Source organism: Cellulomonas aerilata, assembly GCF_007991755.1.
GTDB lineage: Bacteria > Actinomycetota > Actinomycetes > Actinomycetales > Cellulomonadaceae > Pengzhenrongella > Pengzhenrongella aerilata.
Genome location: NZ_BJYY01000018.1, coordinates 78,106 through 99,215 on the forward strand (window position 1 = coordinate 78,106; position 21,110 = coordinate 99,215).

A 21,110-nucleotide genomic window follows, 5' to 3' on the forward strand; every position below is an offset into this window, starting at 1 on the left:
CTGGCACGGGTCCGCTGGACGCATCCCCGCACGCACCGGCGTGAGGAGACGACGGCCACGTTCGAGAGCCGGGAGGCGGCGGACCGGTGGATCGAGCAGAAGCGTCATGCCTCCGTGACGGGGACTGACCCAGGGCAGACGTTGGCGACGTACCTCGACGGCCTCGGGGATCGCTGGGCACGTGTCATCGACTCGACGTCGACCTACGACCCGTACTCGGCCGGCCTTCGGCTACGGGTCCTGCCGGCCATGGGCCACCTGCCCGTCGGGATGCTGACGGCGGGGCTGATCGATCGGGCGATCGATCGGTGGGAGACCGAGTATGGACGGTCAACCGTGAAGAACACCGTCGCGGCGCTGGTGCTGGTCCTCGACGAAGCGGTTCGTGACGGGCTGCTGCCACGCAACCCGGCGAAGGACCGCGCACGTCGCACTCGGTCCGCGGGTCAGCTCGCCGTGCACGAGGCCAACCCGAGGGACCTCGCTCTTCCGGACGTGGAGACGCTCAACAGATTGCGGGGGGCGGTCGTCGAGTCGGGAGGTCATCCGTGCTGGGGGGACATGGTGATGATCCTCGCGTGCACGGCCATGCGGGTCAGCGAGGTGTCGGGTCTGACGGTCGGTGACGTCGACCTCCACGCCGGGCTCGTTGCTGTGCGTCGGCAGACGTATCCGGGCCGGGGCGGGCTGGTGACAAAGGCGACGAAGGGTCGGCGCTCTCGTGTCGTGCCGATCATCGAGCCGCTCCGGCCGACGCTGGAGCGGTTGGTGCACGGCCGCTTCCCCGGTGATCGGCTGCTGATAGGACCGCGCGGCGGCGCCATCACGACCGCCACGCTCCGCGATGCGACCCGGTGGAACGAGCTCGTGAGCCGGCTCGGGTATCCCGGCCTCGTGCGGCACGGTCTGCGCCACACGGCGCTGACGTGGATGGCGGACAGCGGCGTCCCCCTGTACGTGCTGCAGCGCGTCGCAGGCCACCAGGACCCCGCCGTCACGGCGCGCTATCTGCACCCCGACCACGACGCCGTACGGGATGCGGGCGGGGTGTTTTCGGCCTGGTGGGGACTTAATGGGGACCAGACGGCAGCGTCGGACCCCGCCGCGGCTGCACCAGGAGGGCACAAAAACGGGCCCCGACCTGCGTGAGCAGATCGAGGCCCTGCGGTCGGGCTGACAGGATTTGAACCTGCGACCCCTTGACCCCCAGTCAAGTGCGCTACCAAGCTGCGCTACAGCCCGCCGGCCCGTCTCCGAGCCGTGAGAACTCTATCGCACCTGGGACCCCGACCCGCGCACCGGTCCGCGCCGGTCCTCCCGCGTGCGGGCGGCCGCCCGGTCGCGCCGGGCGGCGTCCATCTGGCTGAGCTCGGCCGAGATGAGCCCGAGGACGGCGAGGTCGGCGAGCAGCCCGCCGGTCGCCGACCACTCCTCGATGCGGAACAGGAACACCTGGGTCACGAGCAGGCTGACCAGGACGGCGCGGCGGAAGGCGACGTAGCCCGCCCACCGGTCGCGCCGGACGATCGACAGCCCCCGGAACGCGAAGGCCACCGACACGGCCCCGCTGACCAGCAGGCCGACGACGATCCAGAACGGCACGTCGGCGCCCTCGAGCCATGCGTACACCCCGCGCCCCACCGTCAGGAGCCCGGTGAGGGTCAGCACCCCGACGGTGAGCCACGGCACCCACCGGGCCGCGACGACGCGGTGCAGCAGGCGGACGACGGCGCCCGCGACGGCGTCGATGGGGTTGGCGATCTCCGCGGAGTCGTCCTCCACAACGTCGAGCAGGGCGCCGACCTCGCGGCTCCCCCGCACCGGACCGGCCCGGCCGAGGACCTCGCGCGCCTCGGCTCGGGCCCGTGGCGTGAAGCCGCCGGTCAGGCCGGCGACCGCGTGGTCGGCCGCGGCCGCCAGGTGCTCGGACGGGTGGTGCGGGCGCCGGCCGTGCAGCGCCTCCCCGAGCAGCGCGAGGACCACCACGACCACGTAGATGAGCGCGGCCGTCGGCTCGTAGAAGTAGTCGTTGTCGTCCGTGACGAACTTGCCGACCTCGTCGACGAACAGCCCGAACCCGATCCCGCCGACCACCGCGCCGATCGGGCGGGCCACCGGACCGGCGAACGACAGCAGCACCACGAAGGCCAGCGCCATCAGCAGGCCGCCCCACAGGACGTGCGCGATGTGCAGACCTCCGCCGCCGATCTGCGGGTACCCGGCGGCTGCCAGGAACGCGCGCACCAGCAGGACCGTCGCGACGGTGGCGGCGAGGAACCCCGTCAGGTGCGACGTCGCCGCCGGGTCGCGCGGCAGTCCCCACCGGAGCAGTGGACCGCGCCGGTCAGGCTGCCGTCGTGGCCCTTGCCGGTGCGGTGCGCTCCGGGGGGGCGTGCCCGACGCCGGGCTCACCGTCGGCGCTTCTCCCGCACCCGGACCGAGATCTCGATCGGCGTGCCCTCGAAGCCGAACGTCTCGCGCAGGCGGCGCTCGATGAAGCGGCGGTAGCCCGCCTCGAGGAAGCCGGACGCGAAGATCACGAACCGCGGCGGGCGGGTCGAGGCCTGGGTCGCGAACAGGATGCGCGGCTGCTTGCCGCCCCGCAGCGGGTGCGGGTGCCCGGCGACGAGCTCGCCCAGGAAGGCGTTGAGCTTGCCGGTCGGGATGCGGGTGTCCCAGGACGCGAGGGAGCGCTCCAGCGCGGGGACCAGGCGGTCCGCGTGCCAGCCGGTCCGCGCGGAGAGGTTCACCCGCGGCGCCCACTGGACCTGCACGAGGTCCTGCTCGATCTCGCGCTCGAGGAACGGACGGCGGTCCTCGTCCATCAGGTCCCACTTGTTGTACGCGATGACCAGTGCACGGCCGGCGTCGACGACCTGCTGGATCACCCGGGTGTCCTGCTCGGTCATCTTGACGCTGGCGTCGACCAGGACGACGGCGACCTCGGCCTTCTCGATCGCGGCCTGCGTGCGCAGCGACGCGTAGAAGTCCGCACCGCTCGTCTGGTGCACGCGCCGCCGGATGCCGGCGGTGTCGACGAACCACCACTGCCGGCCCTTGAGCTCGACGAGCTCGTCCACCGGGTCGCGGGTGGTGCCGGCCGTAGGGTCGACGACGACGCGCTCGGCGCCGGCGAGCTTGTTCAGCAGCGACGACTTGCCGACGTTGGGCCGGCCCACCAGCGCGACCCGGCGCGGGCCGCCCTCGGGCATCATCGCGCCGTACGCGGACGTCGTCGGCAGCGCCTCCATCGCGGCGTCGAGCAGGTCGCCGGTCCCGCGGCCGTGCAGGGCCGAGACCGGGTGCGGCTCCCCCAGCCCGAGGCTCCACAGCTCCATGGCGTCGGCCTCGACCCTCGGGCCGTCGACCTTGTTGGCGCACAGCACCACCGGCTTGCCGGCCTTGCGCAGCAGGCGCACGACCCGCTCGTCCGTCGCGGTGGGGCCCACCGTCGCGTCGACGACGAACAGGACGGCGTCGGCGAGCGAGATCGCGATCTCGGCCTGCTCCGCGACGCGCGCCTCCATGCCGGCGACGTCGACCTCCCAGCCACCGGTGTCGACGACCGTGAAGCTGCGCCCGGCCCACTCGGCGGTGTAGCTCACGCGGTCGCGGGTGACACCCGGCTTGTCCTCGGTGACGGCCTCGCGGCGGCCCAGGATGCGGTTGACCAGGGTCGACTTGCCGACGTTCGGCCGGCCCACGATCGCCAGCACCGGCAGCGGCGCCGACGGGCTCTCGCCCTCGACGCCGTCCGCGCCGCCCTCGAGCAGGGCGAGGTCCTCGTCCTCGAGCTCGTACTCCGTCAGCCCGGCCCGCAGCGCGCGCTCGCGACCGTCGTCATCGAGGTCCCCGGGCCCGCCCGCCAGGCTCTCGACGCCGTCGACCGGGTCGGTCTGGTCCCCTGCGGTCGTCTCGGGCTGCGTGGGGTCGGTTGCACTCATGCCCCCATCCTCCCAGGCCGCCGGGGACGACGACGACCCGGCCTGTGCGGCGGCCGGCTCGCGCGTGCGCCGCCGGCCGGTCGCCGGGCCGTCATCGCTTCGCCACCGGCCCCCAGGTGGGCTGGGTCTCCCAGATCGGCGTGTGGTCCGAGAGCAGCCGGACGTCGGACCCGTCGGACCCCATCACGCAGATCGCCTCGTCGACGCTGGTCTCCACCCCGAAGCACACGAACGCGATGCTGGTGCCGTCCGGGGAGAACGCCGGTTGGTACCCCGCGACCGCCGTCGTGCCCTCGAGAAGGACGACCGGCTCGCCCGACCCGTCCGCACGGACCTTCTCCAGCTGCTGTCGCCGGTTGGGCGTCCGGGGGACGTCGTAGGCGATCCATCGACCGTCCGGGGACCAGGTCGGGCTCTCCACCCGGTCACCGGCGGCCGGGACGCTGCGCTCCTCGCCGGTCCCCAGGTCCCGGACCATGAGGGTCGCCCGCTCCGGGTCGGCGTCGGGCACGACGCGCACGAACAGCACCGAGCGCCCGTCCGGCGAGACGCGGGGACCGAGGTCGACGGTGTCGCGCGCGCCCAGCGGACGCTGGCCACCACCGTCGGCGTCCATGCGCCACAGCGTCGACCGCGAGCCGGGGGCCAGGGGGTCCGGGTTGTGGCCGTAGGCGAGCCACCGTCCGTCCGGGGACCACGACGGCATCTCGTGGACCCCGGGCCCCGAGGTCAGCACGCGCACGTCGGTGCCGTCCGGTGCCATCGTGGCGACCTGCCACGACCCGTCCTCGAGGCCGGTCGCGTACGCGATGCGGGTCCCGTCCGGCGACCACGCGGGGTGCGCGGATGCACCCTCGGTGAGGCGCCGCTCGTCCGTGCCGTCGGGGTCGACGGCGAACAGGGCCGTCCGCACGCCGAGCGTCTCGTCCGTCCGCGTGATCCGTCCGAAGACGATCCGGCCGTCGGGGTGCGGCCGGTCGGCACCGAGGACGGCGCCGGAGTCGGGCCCGTCGGACGTGACGACCACGAGGGTGGTCGCCGACGCGACCAGCGCCGCGGAGGCGATCACGAGCGCCCAGCCGCGCCACCGGCGCCGGGCCGGGACGTCCGGGTCGAGCGGAGCGTCGTCCTCGGCGAGCTCGACGGCCGCCATCCGGTCCCGCTCGTCGTGTCCCGCGAGTCGCCGCACCATCTCGGCCCCCTCGACGTGCGGTCGCCGCGTGCCGTCCGGCCGGCCGCGTCGACGGGCCCACCGGAGGACGAAGGGCCCGTCACCACGGTTCTCCGGTGACGACCCCTCGTCAAGGCCGCACGGCTCGACGGCCGGCCGGGACTAGCGGTCCCGGCGCCGTCCGCTCCGCCGGGACGCGCGAGCGGGCTCACGGTTCGGGTCGTCGGTCGGCAGCGCGATCCCCGTGCGCGCCGACGCGGCCGCGACCAGGCCGGACAGCGCCGAGCGGACCAGCTCGTTCGCGTGCGTGATCGCCTCCCGCCCGGACATCCCGGTACGGCGCTCCACGTGCAGGGGGTGGCCGAACTCCACCGCGATCCGCCGCAGGGGCCCGGGCACGTGCCCCACGCTCTCCCCCGTGCGGCGCGTCCCCAGCACGGCGACCGGCACCACCGGCGCGCCCGAGTTCACCGCGAGCCACGCCACCCCCGCGGCGGCCGTCGCGGCGTCCCCGCGTCCCCGGTTGCCCTCGGGGAAGATCCCGACGGCGTCCCCGCGCCGCAGCACGGTCAGCGCCGCCACCAGAGCCGCCCGCCCGCCGACCTGGTCCACCGGGATGTGCCCGGCCGCGTGCAGCACCGCACCCACCGGCCCGGTGAACATCTCCTCCTTGACCAGCATGTGCACCGGCCGGGGCGCGACGCCGACGACCACGGGCCCGTCCACGAACCCGGTGTGGTTGGCGGCGAGGATCACCGGACCGCCGACCGGAACCCGGTCGGTGCCGACGACGTCCGTGCGCCACAGGCGGTGGGTCAGGAACCGGCCGATCGCCAGCGACCACCCGGGGACGGCGCGGGGGTCCGGCGCCGCCGCCCGGATCACGCGGTCCGCCCGCTGACCCGGCGCACGACCTCGAGCACCGCGTCGACGGTCTGCTCGAGGTCGAGGTCGGAGGAGTCGACGGTCACGACGCCGTCGGCCGCGGTGTGGAACTGCACGACGGTCGAGTCGTCGGCGTCCCGGCGCAGCACCTGGTCCCGCGTGGCGTGCACCGCGGCGGCGTCCGCGCTGCCGTGCACGTCGATCGCGCGGCGCGCGAGGCGGGCCTCCTCGCTCGCCGTCAGGAGCAGGCGCACGTCGGCGTCCGGCGCGATGACCGTGGTGATGTCCCGTCCCTCGGCGACCACGCCCCGGCCGCCGGAGAACGACCCGGGGCGGGTCTGCTCCGCGATCGCCTCGCGCTGCAGGCGGCCCAGCTCGGCGCGGACGGCGAGGTTGGTCGCCACGGCGCTGACCTGCGCGGAGATCTCGGTGGTCCGGATCGCCTCGCCGACGTCCGTGCCGCCGACGTGCACCGTCGGCGCCTGCGGGTCGACCCCCATGCTCAGCGGCATGGCCGCGACCGCGGCGGCGACGGCGTCGGTGTCGTCCAGGGCGAGCCCCTGGTCCAGGCACCACCAGGTGGCCGCCCGGTACATCGCCCCGGTGTCGAGGTAGGCCAGCCCGAGCCGGGACGCGGCGCGCCGCGACACGCTCGACTTCCCGGACCCGGACGGCCCGTCGATCGCGACCACCAGCGGCGCGTCCTGCTCGTTCAACTCGTCCTCCATCAGCTCGCGAGCCGCCACCCGCGGGCGGCCAGCTCGTTCTCCAGGTGATCGCCGCGGTCGGGCAGGACGGAGATCGCCGCCATGCCCATCGGGTGACGCGGCGAGTGCTCCATGCGCAGGTCCTCCAGGTTGACGCCGGCGTCGCCGACGTCCGCCAGCAGCCGCGCCAGCTCGCCGGGCGCGTCCGGCACCAGGACGGTGACCACGCGGTACTCGCGGTGCGCCCCCCCGTGCTTGCCGGGGATCCGCGCGACGCCGGTGTTGCCGTGCGCGATCGTCGTGGCCACGGTGCCCAGCGCCCCGGCGGCCACGGTCTCCGGCCCGGTCGCCAGGTCGGCGTGGCCCAGCGCGTCGATGACGCGGTCGAGGTCGGCGCGCAGGGCGACGAGCACGTCGCGGACCGGTCCGGCGTTGGCCGCGAGGATCGAGGTCCACAGGCGCGGGTCGCTGGACGCGATCCGCGTCACGTCGCGCAGGCCCTGGCCGGCCAGGGACAGCGCCGCGTCCGGGGCGTCGGTCAGCCGTCCGGCGACGAGGCTCGCGGCGACCTGCGGCACGTGCGAGACGAGCGCCATCGCGGCGTCGTGCTCCGCGGCATCCATCGTCACCGGGACGGCACCGAGGTCCGTCGCGAGCGTCCGCACCGCCAGGACGGCGTCCGGCTCACCGGTCCCGGTGAGGACCCAGGGACGCCCGACGAACAGGTCCGGCACGGCCGCCGCCGGGCCGCTGAGCTCGCGTCCGGCCATCGGGTGCGACCCGACGTACCGGCGCAGGTCGACGCCGGACGCGCGCAGCTCGTCCAGCACGTACCCCTTGACGCTGGCCACGTCGGTGACGACGGCGGACGGGTGCGCGGCCAGCTCGGCCCGCACGACGTCGGCCGTGATGTCCGGCGGGACCGCCACGACGACGAGGCGCACGTCGGCGTCGTCGTCGGGCGTGGCGGGGCGGCCGGCACCGAGGTCGCGCGCGAGGTACATCGCCGTGCGCGAGGAGTCGTGCAGGACGACGTCGACCCCCCGCGTCGCGAGCGACAGCCCGACGCTGGTGCCGAGCAGGCCCGTGCCGACGACCCGCACCGGTCCCCGCGTGGCGACCGGTGCGACGGACCCCTCCGTCACATGCCCACCTGGGTCATCAGGCTGCCCACCTCGGGCTTGCTGAGCACGCGCGTCTTGCCGGGCTTGAGGTCGCCGAGCCGGATCGGGCCGATCTGGGTGCGCACCAGCCGGGTGACGGGGTGCCCGACGGCGTCGAACAGGCGCCGCACGATCCGGTTGCGCCCCTCGTGCAGCACGATCTCGACCAGCGCGGCCTGCGGGGTCGAGTCGACGATGCGGAACCGGTCCACGCGCGCCATGCCGTCCTCGAGCTCGATGCCGCGCACCATCTCCTGGCCGACGTGCGGGTGGATCCGGCCCTCCACGTGAGCCAGGTACGTCTTGGCGACCTCGTGGGACGGGTGCGAGAGGCGGTTGGCCAGCTCGCCGTCGTTCGTGAGCAGCAGCAGACCCTCGGTCTCGGCGTCGAGCCGGCCGACGTGGAAGAGGCGCTCCTCGCGGTTCGCGACGAACGCGGCGAGCGAGGGGCGACCCTCCGGGTCGTGCATCGTGGAGACGACGCCCAGCGGCTTGTTGAGGGCGATCGTGATGACCGACGTGTCGAGCTGCACGCGCATGCCGTCGACGTGGATGGCCGACGTCGCCGGGTCGACGCGCACGCCGAGCTCGGTGACCGGCACGCCGTCCACCGTGACGCGGCCGGCGGTGATGAGGTCCTCGCACGCGCGGCGCGAGCCGAGGCCGGCGGTGGCGAGCACCTTCTGCAGGCGCACCCCGTCCTCGACGTGCACGTCCGGCTGGTCCTCCGTCGGCTGCTGCGGACGGCGTCCGGCCGGCGGGCGGGTCGGCGGCCACTTCGCGCCGGGGCGGACGCCGGACGGGGCGCCGGGACGCTGGGCGCCGGCTCCGGTGCTGCGGGCGGGGTCGGGACGTCCGGAGGTCGAGCGTCCGGCGGCCGGTCGAGAGCCGCTGCCCGCGCCCTGCCGGTCGGAGCCAGAGGCGCGGTCGCTGCGCTGGCCACCGCCGTAGCCGCCACCGCCAGGCCGGTCGGAGCCGGAGGCCCGGTCGCTGCGCTGACCGCCGCCGTAGCCGCCGCCCTGCCGGTCCGAGCCGTAGCCCTGCCGGTCCGAGCCGTAGCCCTGCCGGTTGGAGCCCGTGCGGTCGCTGCGCTGACCGCCACCGGCGTAGCCCTGACGGTCGCCGTACCCCTGCCGGTCGCCGCCGGTGCGGTCGCTGCGCTGACCCCCGCCGGCGTACCCCTGCCGGTCGCCGTACCCCGACCGGTCGCTGCGCTGACCGCCGCCGTACCCCTGCCTGTCCGACCCGGAGCCCGGCCGGTCGCTGCGCTGGCCGCCACCGGCGTACCCCTGCCGGTCGCCGTACCCCTGCCCGCCCGGCGCACGCCCGGAGCCGGCGCCCCGCGGACCACCGGACGACGGACCGCCCGTCCCGCGCGCGCCGCCGGTCCCGCGGCCGGCCCCCGCGCCGCGGCCGGCGTCGGACCCACGACCGCCGCCGGACCCGGCGACGCCGCGGCCGGACGACCCGGCGCCGCGGCTGCCGGCACCGCCCGCGCCCTGGGCCGGTCGACCGGGGCCGCGGCCGCCGCGTGCGGGCCTGTCGGCGCCTGAACTGGTGCTCACTGGTGTTCTCCTGCTGCTGCGTCGAGGCCGTCGAAGGCGTCGATCTCGGGAAGGTACGGGGCGAGTGGCGGGAGGTCGTCCAGCGACCTCAGGCCCATCCGCTCCAAGAAGTATCCCGTGGTGCCGTACAGCACCGCACCACTCGAGGGCTCCGTGCCCGTCTCGGCCACCAGACCCCGGGCGGCGAGGGTCCGCACGACGCCGTCCACGTTGACCCCGCGCACGGCCGAGACCTGCCCGCGGGTGACGGGCTGCCGGTACGCGATCACGGCCAGCGTCTCCAGGGCCGCCTGCGTCAGCCGGGCGGACTGGCCGTCCACGACGAACCGGCCGACGACGTCGGCGTACGCAGGGGCGGAGTAGATGCGCCAACCGCCACCGACGCGGCGCAGCTCGAACCCGCGGGGCCGACCGCCGCCGGTCCCCCGGTACTCGGCGGCGAGGTCGTCCAGCAGCCGCTCCACCTCCTCGGTCGGCAGGGCGAGCACGGTCGCCAGCCGCACCGCGGGGATCGGCTCGTCGGCGACCATGAGCACCGCCTCGAGCACGGCCTGCGCCCCGCCGGGGAGCTCGTGCACGTCGAAGGCGAGCTCGTCCGCGGACGCGCCGGGCACGTCGGCTTCCGGCAGGGGCGCGTCGCCGGTGGACGGTGGGGTCTGCGTGCCGCTCACGCCGGGTCCTCCTCGTCGAAGTCGTCGGAGACGGCGACGTCCCCCTCCTCGCTGCCGGTCCACCGTACGGTCAGCTCCGTCAGGGGCGTGACCTGGTCGAACGCGACGGCGCCCTCGCGGAACAGCTCCAGGAGCGCCAGGAACCGGACGACCACCACCGCGGTCGACCCGGCGTCGGCGACCAGCGCCCGGAACGACGCCGCTCCCCCGCGCCGGAGCCGGTCGACCAGGACGGCGGCCTGCTCGCGCACGCTGACCGGCGGGGCGTGGAGGTGGCTGACGTCCACGCCCGGCGCCTCGGGCCGGGGCGCCAGGGCCCGGGCGGCCAGCACGGCGAGCTGTTCGGGACCGATGCGCCACACGAGCTCGGGCAGCAGGGCGGCCTGCTCCGGCTCGAGCTGGACGACCCGGGGGTGCCGGCGCCCCTCGGCGGCGAGCCGCTCGTCGATCGTCGCGGCGACCTGCTTGTACGCCCGGTACTGCAGCAGCCGGGCGAACAGCAGGTCCCGCGCCTCGAGGAGCTCCAGGTCCTCGGCGTCCTCCACCTCGCCGGACGGCAGCAGCCGCGCCGCCTTGAGGTCGAGCAGGGTCGCGGCGACCACGAGGAACTCGCTGGCCTGGCCCAGGTCCCAGGTGCCGGTGCCGGTCTCGGCTGCGCGGATGTAGGCGATGAACTCGTCGGTGACCTGGGCGAGCGCCACCTCGGTGATGTCCAGCTTGTGCTTGGAGATCAGCCCCAGCAGCAGGTCGAACGGTCCGGTGAAGACCTCCAGGTGCACCCGGAAGCCGGACGACCCGGACGGCGCCGCCTGCTCTCGCGGATCGGGGGCACCCGGGTCACCGGAGGCCGCACGGGGTCCGAGGACCGCGACCGGCAGCGCGTCGTCGGACGGGTCCGTGGCGGGCCCGTCCGCGAGCGGGGCGGCACCGAGGGGCTGCGCCTCAGGCGGCGTCGCCACGGGCGACGAGCTCACGGGCCAGCTGCCGGTAGGCGGCGGCCCCGGGGTGGGTGGGTGCGTAGGAGGTGATCGGCTCGGCCGCCACGGACGCGTCCGGGAACTTCACCGTCCGGCCGATGACGGTCTGCAGCAGGGTGTCGCCGAACGCCTCGTGCACGCGGGAGATGACCTCGCGCGAGTGCAGCGTGCGGGAGTCGTACATGGTCGCCAGGATGCCGTCGATCTCCAGGCGGGGGTTGAGCCGGTCCCGGACCTTCTCGATCGTCTCCACGAGCAGCGCCACCCCGCGCAGCGCGAAGAACTCGCACTCCAACGGGATGAGGACGCCGTGCGCGGCGGTCAGGGCGTTGACGGTGAGCAGGCCGAGGGAGGGCTGGCAGTCGACGAGGATGACGTCGTACTCGTCCACCACGGGGCGCAGCACGCGCGACAGGACCGACTCGCGCGCGACCTCGCCGACGAGCTGCACCTCGGCCGCCGACAGGTCGATGTTCGCCGGCAGCAGGTCCAGGCCCTCGACGACCGTGGACCGCAGCACCTGACGGATGTCGACGTTGCGCTCCATCATGAGGTTGTAGACCGTCAGGTCCAGCTCGTGCGGGCTGACGCCCAGGCCCACCGAGGCCGCGCCCTGCGGGTCGAAGTCGACGACGAGCACGCGCCGCCCGATCTCCGCCAGGGCAGCGCCCAGGTTGATGGTCGTCGTCGTCTTGCCGACGCCGCCCTTCTGATTGCACATCGCGATGACACGACCGGGGCCGTGGGACGCGAGCCGCGGCGGGACGGGGAAGTCCGGCAGCGGGCGGCCGACCGGGTCCACGGACTCCAGCACGAGGGCGTCCTGGCGGATGGAGGGTCCGGAGGGGGCCTGGCTGGTCACGCGGCCCAACCTACCCCAGCGCCCCGCGCCGCCGACGCAGGCGCAGCGCCGGTGCGCGCGGTCCGTCGGCGTGCCCGCCGCACGACCCGGGCGCACCGGACGCGCAGGTCAGCCGAGCGCGCGGGGGTGCGAGGCGGCGTACACCTCGCGGAGCGTGTTCGGCGTCACCAGCGTGTAGATCTGGGTCGTCGTGACCGACGCGTGCCCCAGCAGCTCCTGCACGACCCGCACGTCCGCGCCGCCGGCGAGCAGGTGCGTGGCGAACGAGTGCCGCAGCGTGTGCGGGGAGATGTGCGCCGCCCCGGGCAGCCGGGCCCGCTCGGCCGCCGCGCGCAGCACCGCCCAGGCGCTCTGCCGGCTCAGGCGGGCGCCGCGGGTGTTGAGGAACACCGCGGGAGTCCCCCGCCCCGCGGCCGCCAGGACCGGCCGGGCCCGCACGAGGTACGCCTCGACGGCGTCCACCGCGAAGGAGCCCACGGGGACGACCCGCTCCTTGCCGCCCTTGCCCAGCAGGCGCACCGCCGCGCGGCCGGGGGTGAGGTCGAGGTCGTCCACGTCGAGCCCCACGACCTCCGAGATCCGCGCGCCGGTGGAGTACAGCAGCTCGAGGATCGCGCGGTCGCGCAGCGGTCCGGGACCGTCTCCGACGCCGGCCGCCTCGAGCAGGCGCTCCACCTCGTCGGTGGAGATGGCCTTGGGCAGCCGCCTGGTCTGCGCGGGCGGGCGCACGGTGCTCGCCGGGTCCGCGCCGACCAGCCCCTCCAGCGCGCAGAAGCGGTGCCACCCCCGCACCGCGACGACGGCGCGCGCCGCGGACGACGCCGACAGGGCCGCGCCGCCGTCGGACCCCGTGCGCAGCGCCAGGACGAACTCCTCGACGTCCGCCTCCGTGACGTCGGCCGGCGTCGTGCGCCCGCGCCCCGCGAGGTACGCGACGTAGCGGGCGAGGTCGCGGCGGTAGGCACGCAGGGTGTTGACCGACAGGCCGCGCTCCACCCCCAGGTGGGCGAGGTAGTCCTGGACGACGCCGTCCAGGGTCGGGGTCTTCACAGGGCCGGACGGCTCAGAACGGCAGGAACGGGTCGACCGCGACCGCGAGGAAGAGCAGCGTCAGGTACGTGATCGACAGGTGGAACAGACGCATCTCGCCGAGCTTGACGCTGCCGTCTGCGTCGTGGAGCCGGGCACGGCGGTACAGGCCGACGCAGGCCCCGACGAACCACGCGCCCAGGGCGACGGCGACCACCGTGTACACCCAGGTCATCGACGCCAGCGGCACGAGCACCAGGGAGCAGGCCACCATCGCCAGGGCGTACCCGATCACCTCGGTGGCCACGCGACGGTCGCCCGCGACCACCGGGAGCATCGGCACGCCCGCGGCGGCGTAGTCGCGGCGGAACTTCATCGACAGCGGCCAGTAGTGCGGCGGCGTCCAGAAGAAGATCACGCCGAACAGCGCCACCCCGGCCCAGCTCATCGAGCCGGTGACCGCCGACCACCCGATGAGGACCGGCATGCAGCCGGCGATCCCGCCCCACACGATGTTCTGCGACGTCCGGCGCTTGAGGATCATCGTGTAGCCCACGACGTAGACGAGGATCGCGGCCGCGGTGAGCAGCGCCGAGACGGCGTTGACCACCAGGGCGAACCACGTGAGCGACAGCACCCCGAGGGCCAGGCCGAAGACGAGGGCCGCGCGCGGGGTCACCTCCCCGGTGACCAGCGGTCGGCGCTTCGTGCGGTTCATCAACGCGTCGATGTCGCGGTCGAGGTAGCAGTTGAGGACGTTCGCCGACCCGGCGGCCGCGGCGCCCCCGACGAGGGTCGCCAGCACCAGCCCGAAGGACGGCATGCCGCCCTGCGCGAGGATCATGGTCGGGACCGTGGTCACCAGCAGCAGCTCGATGATGCGTGGCTTGGTGAGCGCGACGTACGCGCCGATCACCGCCCGGGCGCGGGCCCGACCCGTCTCGGAGGCACGGGCCGCCCCGGCGTCCGCGGGTCGCGGGGTCGCGGAGGGTCGGGTCACGGCCGTCTCATGGATCGGTACCGGGCTGCTGGTGGGCACGCGCTGCAGTCTTCCGTTTCCCTCGGGGCTCTTCGACCACGGCCGTCGGGCCGGTGGTCGACGCGGCCGGGTGGCCGACCGTCCGTCCGTCCCGGCCATGGTACGGCCCCGGGTCCGCGCAGCGCCGTCACCGCGACGCCACGACCTGTGACGTTCGTCGGGCGGGCCGTCCGGGGCGCGCCCTCCGTCCTACCGGCGGCAACCGGCCCGCGGCGCCGGGACCCCGGACGTGCCCACCAGATGGCCCAACCAGCCCACCGGGGGCATGGTGGCTAGGCTCGGGCGTGGACGATCGCGCGATGTCGTGCGGTCGCGTTCTGCGTGTGGCGACGTCCCGGACCTGCGCGTCCGGGCAGAGAAGAGGTTCGGTGAACGCGTTCGACCCGGCTGCCCCCCTCCAGTGGTCCGACCTCGACCGGAAGGCCGTGGACACCGTCCGCGTCCTCGCGGCCGACGCCGTCGAGAAGGTCGGCAACGGCCATCCCGGTACCGCGATCAGCCTCGCCCCGGTGGCGTACCTGCTGTACCAGAACCGGATGCACCTGAACCCGGCCGACCCGCACTGGCTGGGCCGCGACCGGTTCGTGCTCTCGGCCGGCCACTCCAGCCTGACCCAGTACATCCAGCTGTACCTCGCGGGCTACGGCCTGGAGATCGAGGACATCGCCGCGCTGCGGACGTGGAACTCCAAGACCCCCGGGCACCCCGAGTTCCGGCACACCACGGGCGTGGAGATCACCACCGGCCCGCTCGGCCAGGGCCTGGCCAGCGCGGTCGGCATGGCGATGGCCGCCCGCCGCGAGCGTGGCCTGTTCGACCCCGAGGCACCCGCCGGCGAGAGCCCGTTCGACCACCAGATCTTCGTCATCGCCTCCGACGGCGACCTGCAGGAGGGCGTGACGAGCGAGGCGTCGTCCATCGCGGGCACCCAGGAGCTGGGCAACCTCACCGTCATCTGGGACGACAACCACATCTCGATCGAGGGCGACACCGACATCGCCTTCACCGAGGACGTGATGAAGCGGTACGAGGCCTACGGCTGGCACGTGCAGTTCGTCGACTGGACCCAGACCGCGGACGGCTCCGCGTACCACGAGGACGTCGAGGCGCTGAACGCCGCGTTCGACGCCGCCGCGGCCGAGACCACCCGCCCGTCCATCATCGGGCTGCGCACGATCATCGCCTGGCCGGCGCCGTCCAAGCAGAACACGCACGGCTCGCACGGCTCCAAGCTGGGGGGCGAGGAGGTCGCGGGCCTCAAGAAGGTCCTGGGCTTCGACCCGGAGAAGAGCTTCGACGTCGACCCCGAGGTCATCGCCCACACCCGCGCGGTCGGCGACCGTGGTGCGGCGTACCGCGAGCAGTGGGACGCCCGGTTCGCCGCCTGGCGCGAGGCCAACCCCGACCGGGCCGCCCTGCTCGACCGGCTGCAGAAGGGCGAGCTGCCCGAGGGCTGGACCGACGCGCTGCCGGTCTTCCCCGCCGGCAAGTCCGTGGCCACCCGCGCCGCCTCCGGCGAGGTCCTCTCCGCGCTGGCGCCCGTGCTGCCCGAGCTGTGGGGCGGCTCCGCCGACCTGGCCGGCTCGAACAACACGACGATGAAGGGCGAGCCGTCCTTCCTGCCGGCCCACCGCTCCACGCACGAGTTCGCGGGCGACGAGTACGGCCGCACCCTGCACTTCGGCATCCGCGAGCACGCCATGGGCGCGATCCTGTCCGGCATCGCGCTGCACGGCCCGACCCGCCCGTACGGCGGCACGTTCTTCACGTTCAGCGACTACATGCGCGGCGCCGTCCGGCTGGCCTCGCTCATGGGGATCGGCGTCACGTACGTCTGGACGCACGACTCCATCGGCCTCGGCGAGGACGGCCCGACCCACCAGCCGGTCGAGCACCTCTCCGCGGTGCGGGCGATCCCCGGCCTGGCCGTCGTCCGTCCGGCCGACGCCAACGAGACCGCGCAGGCGTGGCGGTCGATCCTCGAGCGCTTCGACGAGCCCGTCGCGCTCATCCTCACCCGGCAGAACGTCCCGACGTTCCCCCGCGGCGAGGACGGCTTCGCCGGTGCCGAGGGCGTGGCGCGCGGCGGTTACGTCCTGCAGGACGCGAGCGACGGGCAGCCGCAGGTCGTCCTCATCGCGACGGGCTCCGAGGTCCAGCTGGCCGTCGCGGCCCGCGAGACGCTCGAGGCCGAGGGCGTCCCCACCCGCGTGGTGTCCATGCCCTGCCAGGAGTGGTTCTCCGAGCAGGACGACGCCTACCGCGAGCAGGTGCTGCCCTCGGGCGTCCGCGCCCGCGTCTCCGTCGAGGCCGGCATCGCCATGTCGTGGCACCGTCTCGTCGGCGACGCCGGACGCACGGTGTCCCTCGAGCACTACGGCGCGTCGGCCGCGGCCGAGACGCTGTTCGAGGAGTTCGGCTTCACCCCCCAGGCGGTGGTCGCCGCGGCCCGCGAGTCGATCGCGGCCGCGCAGGGCGACGCGCCGGCCGCCACCTCGGCGTCGGCCCCCACCGAGAGCGGGACCGGCGACCAGGTCTGACCCGACCGGCCGGCCGGTCGCACGTCGACCGGCCGGCCCGCCCCACGAGCACGGACGAGCACGTCTCACCCAGGAGGACCATCGTGACTGACACTGCCCGCGCGACCACCGCTCTCGACACCCTCTCCGCGGCGGGGGTCGCCGTCTGGCTCGACGACCTGTCCCGCGAGCGGCTGCGGACCGGCAACCTCGCCGACCTCGCCCGCACGCACCGGGTCGTCGGCGTGACGACCAACCCGACGATCTTCGCCTCGGCGCTGTCCAAGGGGAACGCCTACGACGAGCAGCTCGCCGAGCTCGCGGCCGCCGGCGTGGAGACCGAGGCGGCCGTCCTGGACATCACCGTCGACGACGTCCGCGAGGCGGCCGACGTCCTGCGCCCGGTCTACGACGAGTCCGGCACCGTGGACGGGCGGGTCTCGCTCGAGGTGGACCCGCGCCTGGCGAAGGACGCGGACGCGACGCTCGCCCAGGCCCGCGAGCTGTGGTCCCGGATCGACCGGCCGAACGCCTTCATCAAGATCCCGGCGACCGAGGACGGCCTGGCCGCGATCGAGGGCGCGATCGCGGACGGGATCAGCGTCAACGTCACGCTGATCTTCTCCCTCGAGCGCTACCGCAAGGTCATGGAGGCGTACCTGTCCGGCCTGGAGAAGGCGCTTGCCGCGGGCCGCGACCTGGCGCCCATCGGGTCCGTCGCCTCGTTCTTCGTCTCCCGGGTGGACGCCGCCATCGACCCCAAGCTCGACGAGCTCGGCACCCCGGAGGCCAAGGAGCTGCGCGGCAAGGCGGCCATCGCGAACGCACGCCTGGCGTACGCCGCCTACGAGGAGATCTTCTCCGGCGAGCGGTGGGCCGGCCTGGCCGCGTCCGGCGCCCAGCCGCAGCGGCCGCTGTGGGCCTCGACGGGCGTCAAGGACAAGGCGTACCCCGACACGATGTACGTCGACGAGCTCGTCGTGACCGGCGTCGTCAACACGATGCCCGAGGCCACGCTGCTCGCGGTCGCCGACCACGGCCAGATCCGCGGCGACAGCGTGTCCGGCACCGAGCAGGAGTCCGCCGCGGTCATCGAGGCGCTGCGCGGGGTCGGCATCGAGATCGACGACGTGACCGAGGCGCTGGAGGCCGAGGCCATCCGCAAGTTCGAGGCGTCGTGGACGGAGCTGCTCGAGACCGTGTCCGACGGGCTCGCCCGCGCGGCCGGCAACGGCAGCACCGAGGAGGCGGGCCAGTGAGCACGGACCAGACGCGCTCCGAGCCCGGCGCGGCCGACGCCGGGGAGGGCGGCTGGGTGCTGTCCTGGGCCGGCGAGGGCGACGAGGCGCTGCTCGAGGTGACGGCCGCGGGCGCCGCCGCCCGTGCGGTCGCCGCCCACGCCGCGACGATCGCCGGCGACCGGGTCCCGTCCCGCATCGCCGCGCACGACGCGACGCTGTGGGGCCCGGAGGCGGAGTCCGAGTCCGCCATCCGGCTCGGCTGGACCGACCTGCACACCACGACCCGCGCGATCCTGCCCGAGCTGGAGGCGCTGCGCGCCGGGCTGAGCGCCGAGGGGATCGACCGCGTCGTGCTCGCCGGCATGGGCGGCTCGTCGCTGGCCCCCGAGGTGATCACGCAGACCGCGGGGGTGCCGCTGGTCGTGCTCGACTCGACCGACCCCGACCAGGTCCGCACGGCGCTGTCCGGCGACCTCGCGCGCACGGTCATCGTGGTGTCGAGCAAGTCCGGCGGGACCGTCGAGACGGACTCCCAGCGCCGCGTGTTCGAGGCCGCGTTCACCGCGGCCGGTCTGGACGCGACGCGGCACATCGTCGTCGTCACCGACCCGGGCTCCCCGTTGGAGAAGGCCTCGCGCGAGGCCGGCTACCGGGCCGTCTTCCTGGCGGACCCGAACGTCGGCGGCCGGTTCTCCGCGCTGTCCGCCTTCGGGATCGTCCCGTCCGCCCTGGCCGGGGTCGACGTGGGCGAGCTGCTCGACGAGGCGGCCGCCGTCGCCGAGATGCTCGCCGAGGACGCCGAGTCCAACCCGGCCGTCGTGCTCGGCGCCGCCCTGGGCGGCACCTCCCCGCTGCGCGACAAGCTCGTGATCGTCGACGAGGGCTCGGGCATCGTGGGCCTGGGCGACTGGGCCGAGCAGCTCATCGCGGAGTCGACCGGCAAGAACGGCACCGGGCTGCTCCCCGTCGTCACGCGCAGCCCCGCCGGTGCGCCGCCGGAGCTGGCGTCGTCCGCCGACGACGTCCTGGCCGTGCGCCTGGTCGCGATGGCGGACGACCCCGACGACGACGCCGACTCCGCGGAGGCCGTCGCCCCCGGGGACGAGGTCACCATCGCCGGACCCCTCGGCGCGCAGCTGCTGCTGTGGGAGTACGCGACCGCGATCGCCGGGCGCCTGCTCGGCATCAACCCGTTCGACCAGCCCGACGTCGAGAGCGCCAAGCTCGCCGCGCGCGGCCTGCTGGACGCCACGCCGGAGCCCGAGCCGGCCGCGTTCACCGATGCCGGCATCGAGGTGCGGGCCACACCCGGCCTGCTCGACGGCGTGAGCACCGTCGACGGCGCGCTCGAGGCGCTCCTGGGCACACTGGGCGAGCGCGGCTACCTGGCCGTGATGGCCTACCTGGACCGCGAGGCGAACACGGACCTCGCGTCCGTCCGCGACTCGCTCGCCGCGCGCACGGGCCGGCCGGTCACCTTCGGGTGGGGGCCGCGCTTCCTGCACTCGACCGGCCAGCTGCACAAGGGCGGCGCCCCGATCGGGGTGTACCTGCAGATCACCGGCGAGGCCGCCGAGGACCTGGACGTGCCGGACCGTCCGTTCACCTTCGGCCGGCTCATCGCCGCCCAGGCCGCCGGCGACGCGACCGTGCTCGCCGACCACGGCCGGCCGGTCCTGCGCCTGCACGTGACCGACCCGGCTGCCCTGAGCCGTCTGGCCGGGCTGCTCGGGGCGGACGGGGCGACGGCGTGAGCCCGACCCCCGTGGCCCAGGGGCACAACCCCCTGCGGGACCCGCGCGACCGCCGTCTGCCGCGCATCGCCGGCCCCTGCGGCCTGGTGATCTTCGGCGTGACCGGGGACCTGGCCCGCAAGAAGCTGATGCCCGCTGTGTACGACCTGACGAACCGGGGGCTCCTGCCCCCCGGCTTCGCGCTCACCGGGTTCGCCCGGCGGGACTGGGACACCCAGGACTTCGCCGAGATCGTCCACGACGCGGTCAAGAAGCACGCGCGCACCGAGTTCCGCGAGGCGACCTGGCAGCAGCTCGCCGAGGGCATCCGGTTCGTGCAGGGCGAGTTCGACGACGACGCGGCGTTCGAGCGCCTCGCCGACACCGTCTCGGACCTGGACGCCGAGCGGGGCACCGGCGGCAACCACGCGTTCTACCTGTCGGTGCCGCCGAGCGCGTTCCCGGTCGTGTGCCGCCAGCTCGCCCGGTCCGGCCTGTCGCAGTCCAAGCCCGAGGCGTGGCGCCGCGTCGTCATCGAGAAGCCGTTCGGGCACGACCTCGCCAGCGCGCAGGCGCTGAACGAGACCGTGCACGAGGTGTTCGCGCCGGACGACGTGTTCCGCATCGACCACTACCTGGGCAAGGAGACGGTCCAGAACCTGCTCGCGCTGCGGTTCGCGAACCAGCTGTTCGAGCCGATCTGGAACGCCAACTACGTCGACCACGTCCAGATCACGATGGCCGAGGACATCGGCATCGGTGGGCGGGCCGGCTACTACGACGGCATCGGCGCGGCCCGGGACGTCATCCAGAACCACCTGCTGCAGCTGCTCGCGCTGACGGCGATGGAGGAGCCGGTCTCGTTCGACGCGAACGACCTGCGTGCGGAGAAGATCAAGGCGCTGTCCGCCGTGCGGCTCCCCAAGGACCTGGGCAAGCACGTCTCCCGGGGGCAGTACACCGCGGGCTGGCAGGGCGGGGAGAAGGTCGTCGGGTACCTGGAGGAGGAGGGCTTCTCCTCCACGTCCACGACCGAGACCTTCGCGGCGGTCCGCCTGGACATCGACACCCGCCGCTGGGCCGGCGTCCCGTTCTACCTGCGCACCGGCAAGCGGCTGGGACGGCGGGTCACCGAGATCGCCGTCGTGTTCAAGCGCGCGCCGCACCTGCCGTTCGAGTCGACCGCGACCGAGGAGCTCGGGCAGAACGCCCTGGTCATCCGCGTCCAGCCGGACGAGGGCGTGACGCTGCGATTCGGCGCCAAGGTCCCCGGCACCGCGATGGCGGTCCGGGACGTGACGATGGACTTCGGGTACGGCCACTCGTTCACCGAGGCGTCACCGGAGGCCTACGAGCGGCTCATCCTCGACGTGCTGCTCGGCGACCCGCCGCTGTTCCCGCGGCACGAGGAGGTCGAGCTGTCCTGGAGGATCCTCGACCCGATCACCGAGTTCTGGGCGTCGCAGGGCACGCCGGACCCGTACCGCGCCGGCACCTGGGGCCCGGACTCGGCCGACGAGATGATGGCCCGCGACGGGCGCGCGTGGCGACGGCCGTGACCGGTCGTCCGCACGCCCCGACCCGCCACCCGCTCCCGCACGACA

The 21,110-nt window shown here is 74.6% G+C and carries 17 protein-coding genes and 1 tRNA gene; 5 read left to right on the plus strand and 13 right to left on the minus strand.

The features are described from left to right. Positions 1 to 141 precede the first annotated feature (141 nt). Positions 142 to 1,149 carry a tyrosine-type recombinase/integrase gene (locus tag CAE01nite_RS14440; protein ID WP_246131229.1) on the plus strand — a complete coding sequence of 336 codons (1,008 nt, stop codon included), beginning with the start codon at positions 142 to 144 and terminating at the stop codon, positions 1,147 to 1,149. Between the two features lie 19 nt (positions 1,150 to 1,168). Here the strand turns inward: CAE01nite_RS14440 and CAE01nite_RS14445 are convergent. The 13 genes from CAE01nite_RS14445 to CAE01nite_RS14505 form a co-directional block, all read right to left on the minus strand. Continuing rightward, positions 1,169 to 1,242, minus strand: a tRNA-Pro gene (locus CAE01nite_RS14445). Positions 1,243 to 1,269: 27 nt separating this feature from the next. Beyond that, a complete protein-coding gene (locus CAE01nite_RS14450) occupies positions 1,270 to 2,244 on the minus strand; it encodes a hypothetical protein (protein ID WP_186816601.1) in 975 nt (324 codons plus the stop codon). 164 nt (positions 2,245 to 2,408) lie between these two features. Further along, positions 2,409 to 3,944, minus strand: a complete 1,536-nt coding sequence (gene der, locus CAE01nite_RS14455) for a ribosome biogenesis GTPase Der (protein WP_146905982.1) — start codon at positions 3,942 to 3,944, stop codon at positions 2,409 to 2,411. Between the two features lie 91 nt (positions 3,945 to 4,035). Then, positions 4,036 to 5,136 (minus strand): TolB family protein, encoded by a 1,101-nt coding sequence (locus tag CAE01nite_RS14460; protein ID WP_146905984.1) that lies wholly within the window; start codon positions 5,134 to 5,136, stop codon positions 4,036 to 4,038. A 141-nt stretch (positions 5,137 to 5,277) separates the two neighbouring features. Beyond that, positions 5,278 to 6,000: a lysophospholipid acyltransferase family protein gene (locus CAE01nite_RS14465; protein WP_146905986.1), complete on the minus strand. Its 723-nt coding sequence runs from the start codon at positions 5,998 to 6,000 to the stop codon at positions 5,278 to 5,280. Then, positions 5,997 to 6,728, minus strand: coding sequence for a (d)CMP kinase (cmk, locus tag CAE01nite_RS14470; RefSeq protein WP_146905988.1), 732 nt, complete (start codon positions 6,726 to 6,728; stop codon positions 5,997 to 5,999). Before cmk ends, CAE01nite_RS14465 begins: the two co-directional genes overlap by 4 nt. Further along, positions 6,728 to 7,852 (minus strand): prephenate dehydrogenase, encoded by a 1,125-nt coding sequence (locus CAE01nite_RS14475; RefSeq protein WP_146905990.1) that lies wholly within the window; start codon positions 7,850 to 7,852, stop codon positions 6,728 to 6,730. Before CAE01nite_RS14475 ends, cmk begins: the two co-directional genes overlap by 1 nt. After that, positions 7,849 to 9,435, minus strand: a complete 1,587-nt coding sequence (locus CAE01nite_RS18645) for a pseudouridine synthase (RefSeq protein ID WP_246131230.1) — start codon at positions 9,433 to 9,435, stop codon at positions 7,849 to 7,851. The genes CAE01nite_RS14475 and CAE01nite_RS18645 overlap by 4 nt, the downstream gene beginning before the upstream one ends. Next, positions 9,432 to 10,106 (minus strand): SMC-Scp complex subunit ScpB, encoded by a 675-nt coding sequence (gene scpB / locus CAE01nite_RS14485; protein WP_146905992.1) that lies wholly within the window; start codon positions 10,104 to 10,106, stop codon positions 9,432 to 9,434. The genes CAE01nite_RS18645 and scpB overlap by 4 nt, the downstream gene beginning before the upstream one ends. Beyond that, positions 10,103 to 11,065 carry a segregation and condensation protein A gene (locus CAE01nite_RS14490; RefSeq protein ID WP_371862904.1) on the minus strand — a complete coding sequence of 321 codons (963 nt, stop codon included), beginning with the start codon at positions 11,063 to 11,065 and terminating at the stop codon, positions 10,103 to 10,105. The genes scpB and CAE01nite_RS14490 overlap by 4 nt, the downstream gene beginning before the upstream one ends. Beyond that, complete coding sequence (locus tag CAE01nite_RS14495; RefSeq protein WP_222595948.1) at positions 11,049 to 11,915, minus strand: ParA family protein; 867 nt, start codon at positions 11,913 to 11,915, stop codon at positions 11,049 to 11,051. Before CAE01nite_RS14495 ends, CAE01nite_RS14490 begins: the two co-directional genes overlap by 17 nt. Positions 11,916 to 12,053: 138 nt before the next feature. Beyond that, positions 12,054 to 12,995, minus strand: coding sequence for a site-specific tyrosine recombinase XerD (xerD, locus tag CAE01nite_RS14500; RefSeq protein WP_146905996.1), 942 nt, complete (start codon positions 12,993 to 12,995; stop codon positions 12,054 to 12,056). Positions 12,996 to 13,008: 13 nt separating this feature from the next. Next, positions 13,009 to 13,974: a heme o synthase gene (locus CAE01nite_RS14505; protein WP_371862905.1), complete on the minus strand. Its 966-nt coding sequence runs from the start codon at positions 13,972 to 13,974 to the stop codon at positions 13,009 to 13,011. A gap of 407 nt (positions 13,975 to 14,381) precedes the next feature. Here CAE01nite_RS14505 and tkt point away from each other — a divergent pair, with 407 nt between their 5' ends. From tkt to zwf, 4 genes are all read left to right on the plus strand, one after another. Next, the gene (gene tkt, locus CAE01nite_RS14510; RefSeq protein WP_146906000.1) at positions 14,382 to 16,553 is read left to right on the plus strand and encodes a transketolase; all 2,172 of its coding nucleotides are present in this window, start codon (positions 14,382 to 14,384) and stop codon (positions 16,551 to 16,553) included. A gap of 83 nt (positions 16,554 to 16,636) precedes the next feature. Then, positions 16,637 to 17,791 carry a transaldolase gene (tal, locus tag CAE01nite_RS14515; protein ID WP_146906002.1) on the plus strand — a complete coding sequence of 385 codons (1,155 nt, stop codon included), beginning with the start codon at positions 16,637 to 16,639 and terminating at the stop codon, positions 17,789 to 17,791. Between the two features lie 89 nt (positions 17,792 to 17,880). After that, positions 17,881 to 19,527, plus strand: coding sequence for a phosphoglucose isomerase-related protein (locus CAE01nite_RS14520; protein WP_146906247.1), 1,647 nt, complete (start codon positions 17,881 to 17,883; stop codon positions 19,525 to 19,527). Next, positions 19,524 to 21,065: a glucose-6-phosphate dehydrogenase gene (gene zwf / locus CAE01nite_RS14525; RefSeq protein WP_146906004.1), complete on the plus strand. Its 1,542-nt coding sequence runs from the start codon at positions 19,524 to 19,526 to the stop codon at positions 21,063 to 21,065. The genes CAE01nite_RS14520 and zwf overlap by 4 nt, the downstream gene beginning before the upstream one ends. The last annotated feature ends 45 nt before the right edge of the window (positions 21,066 to 21,110 follow it).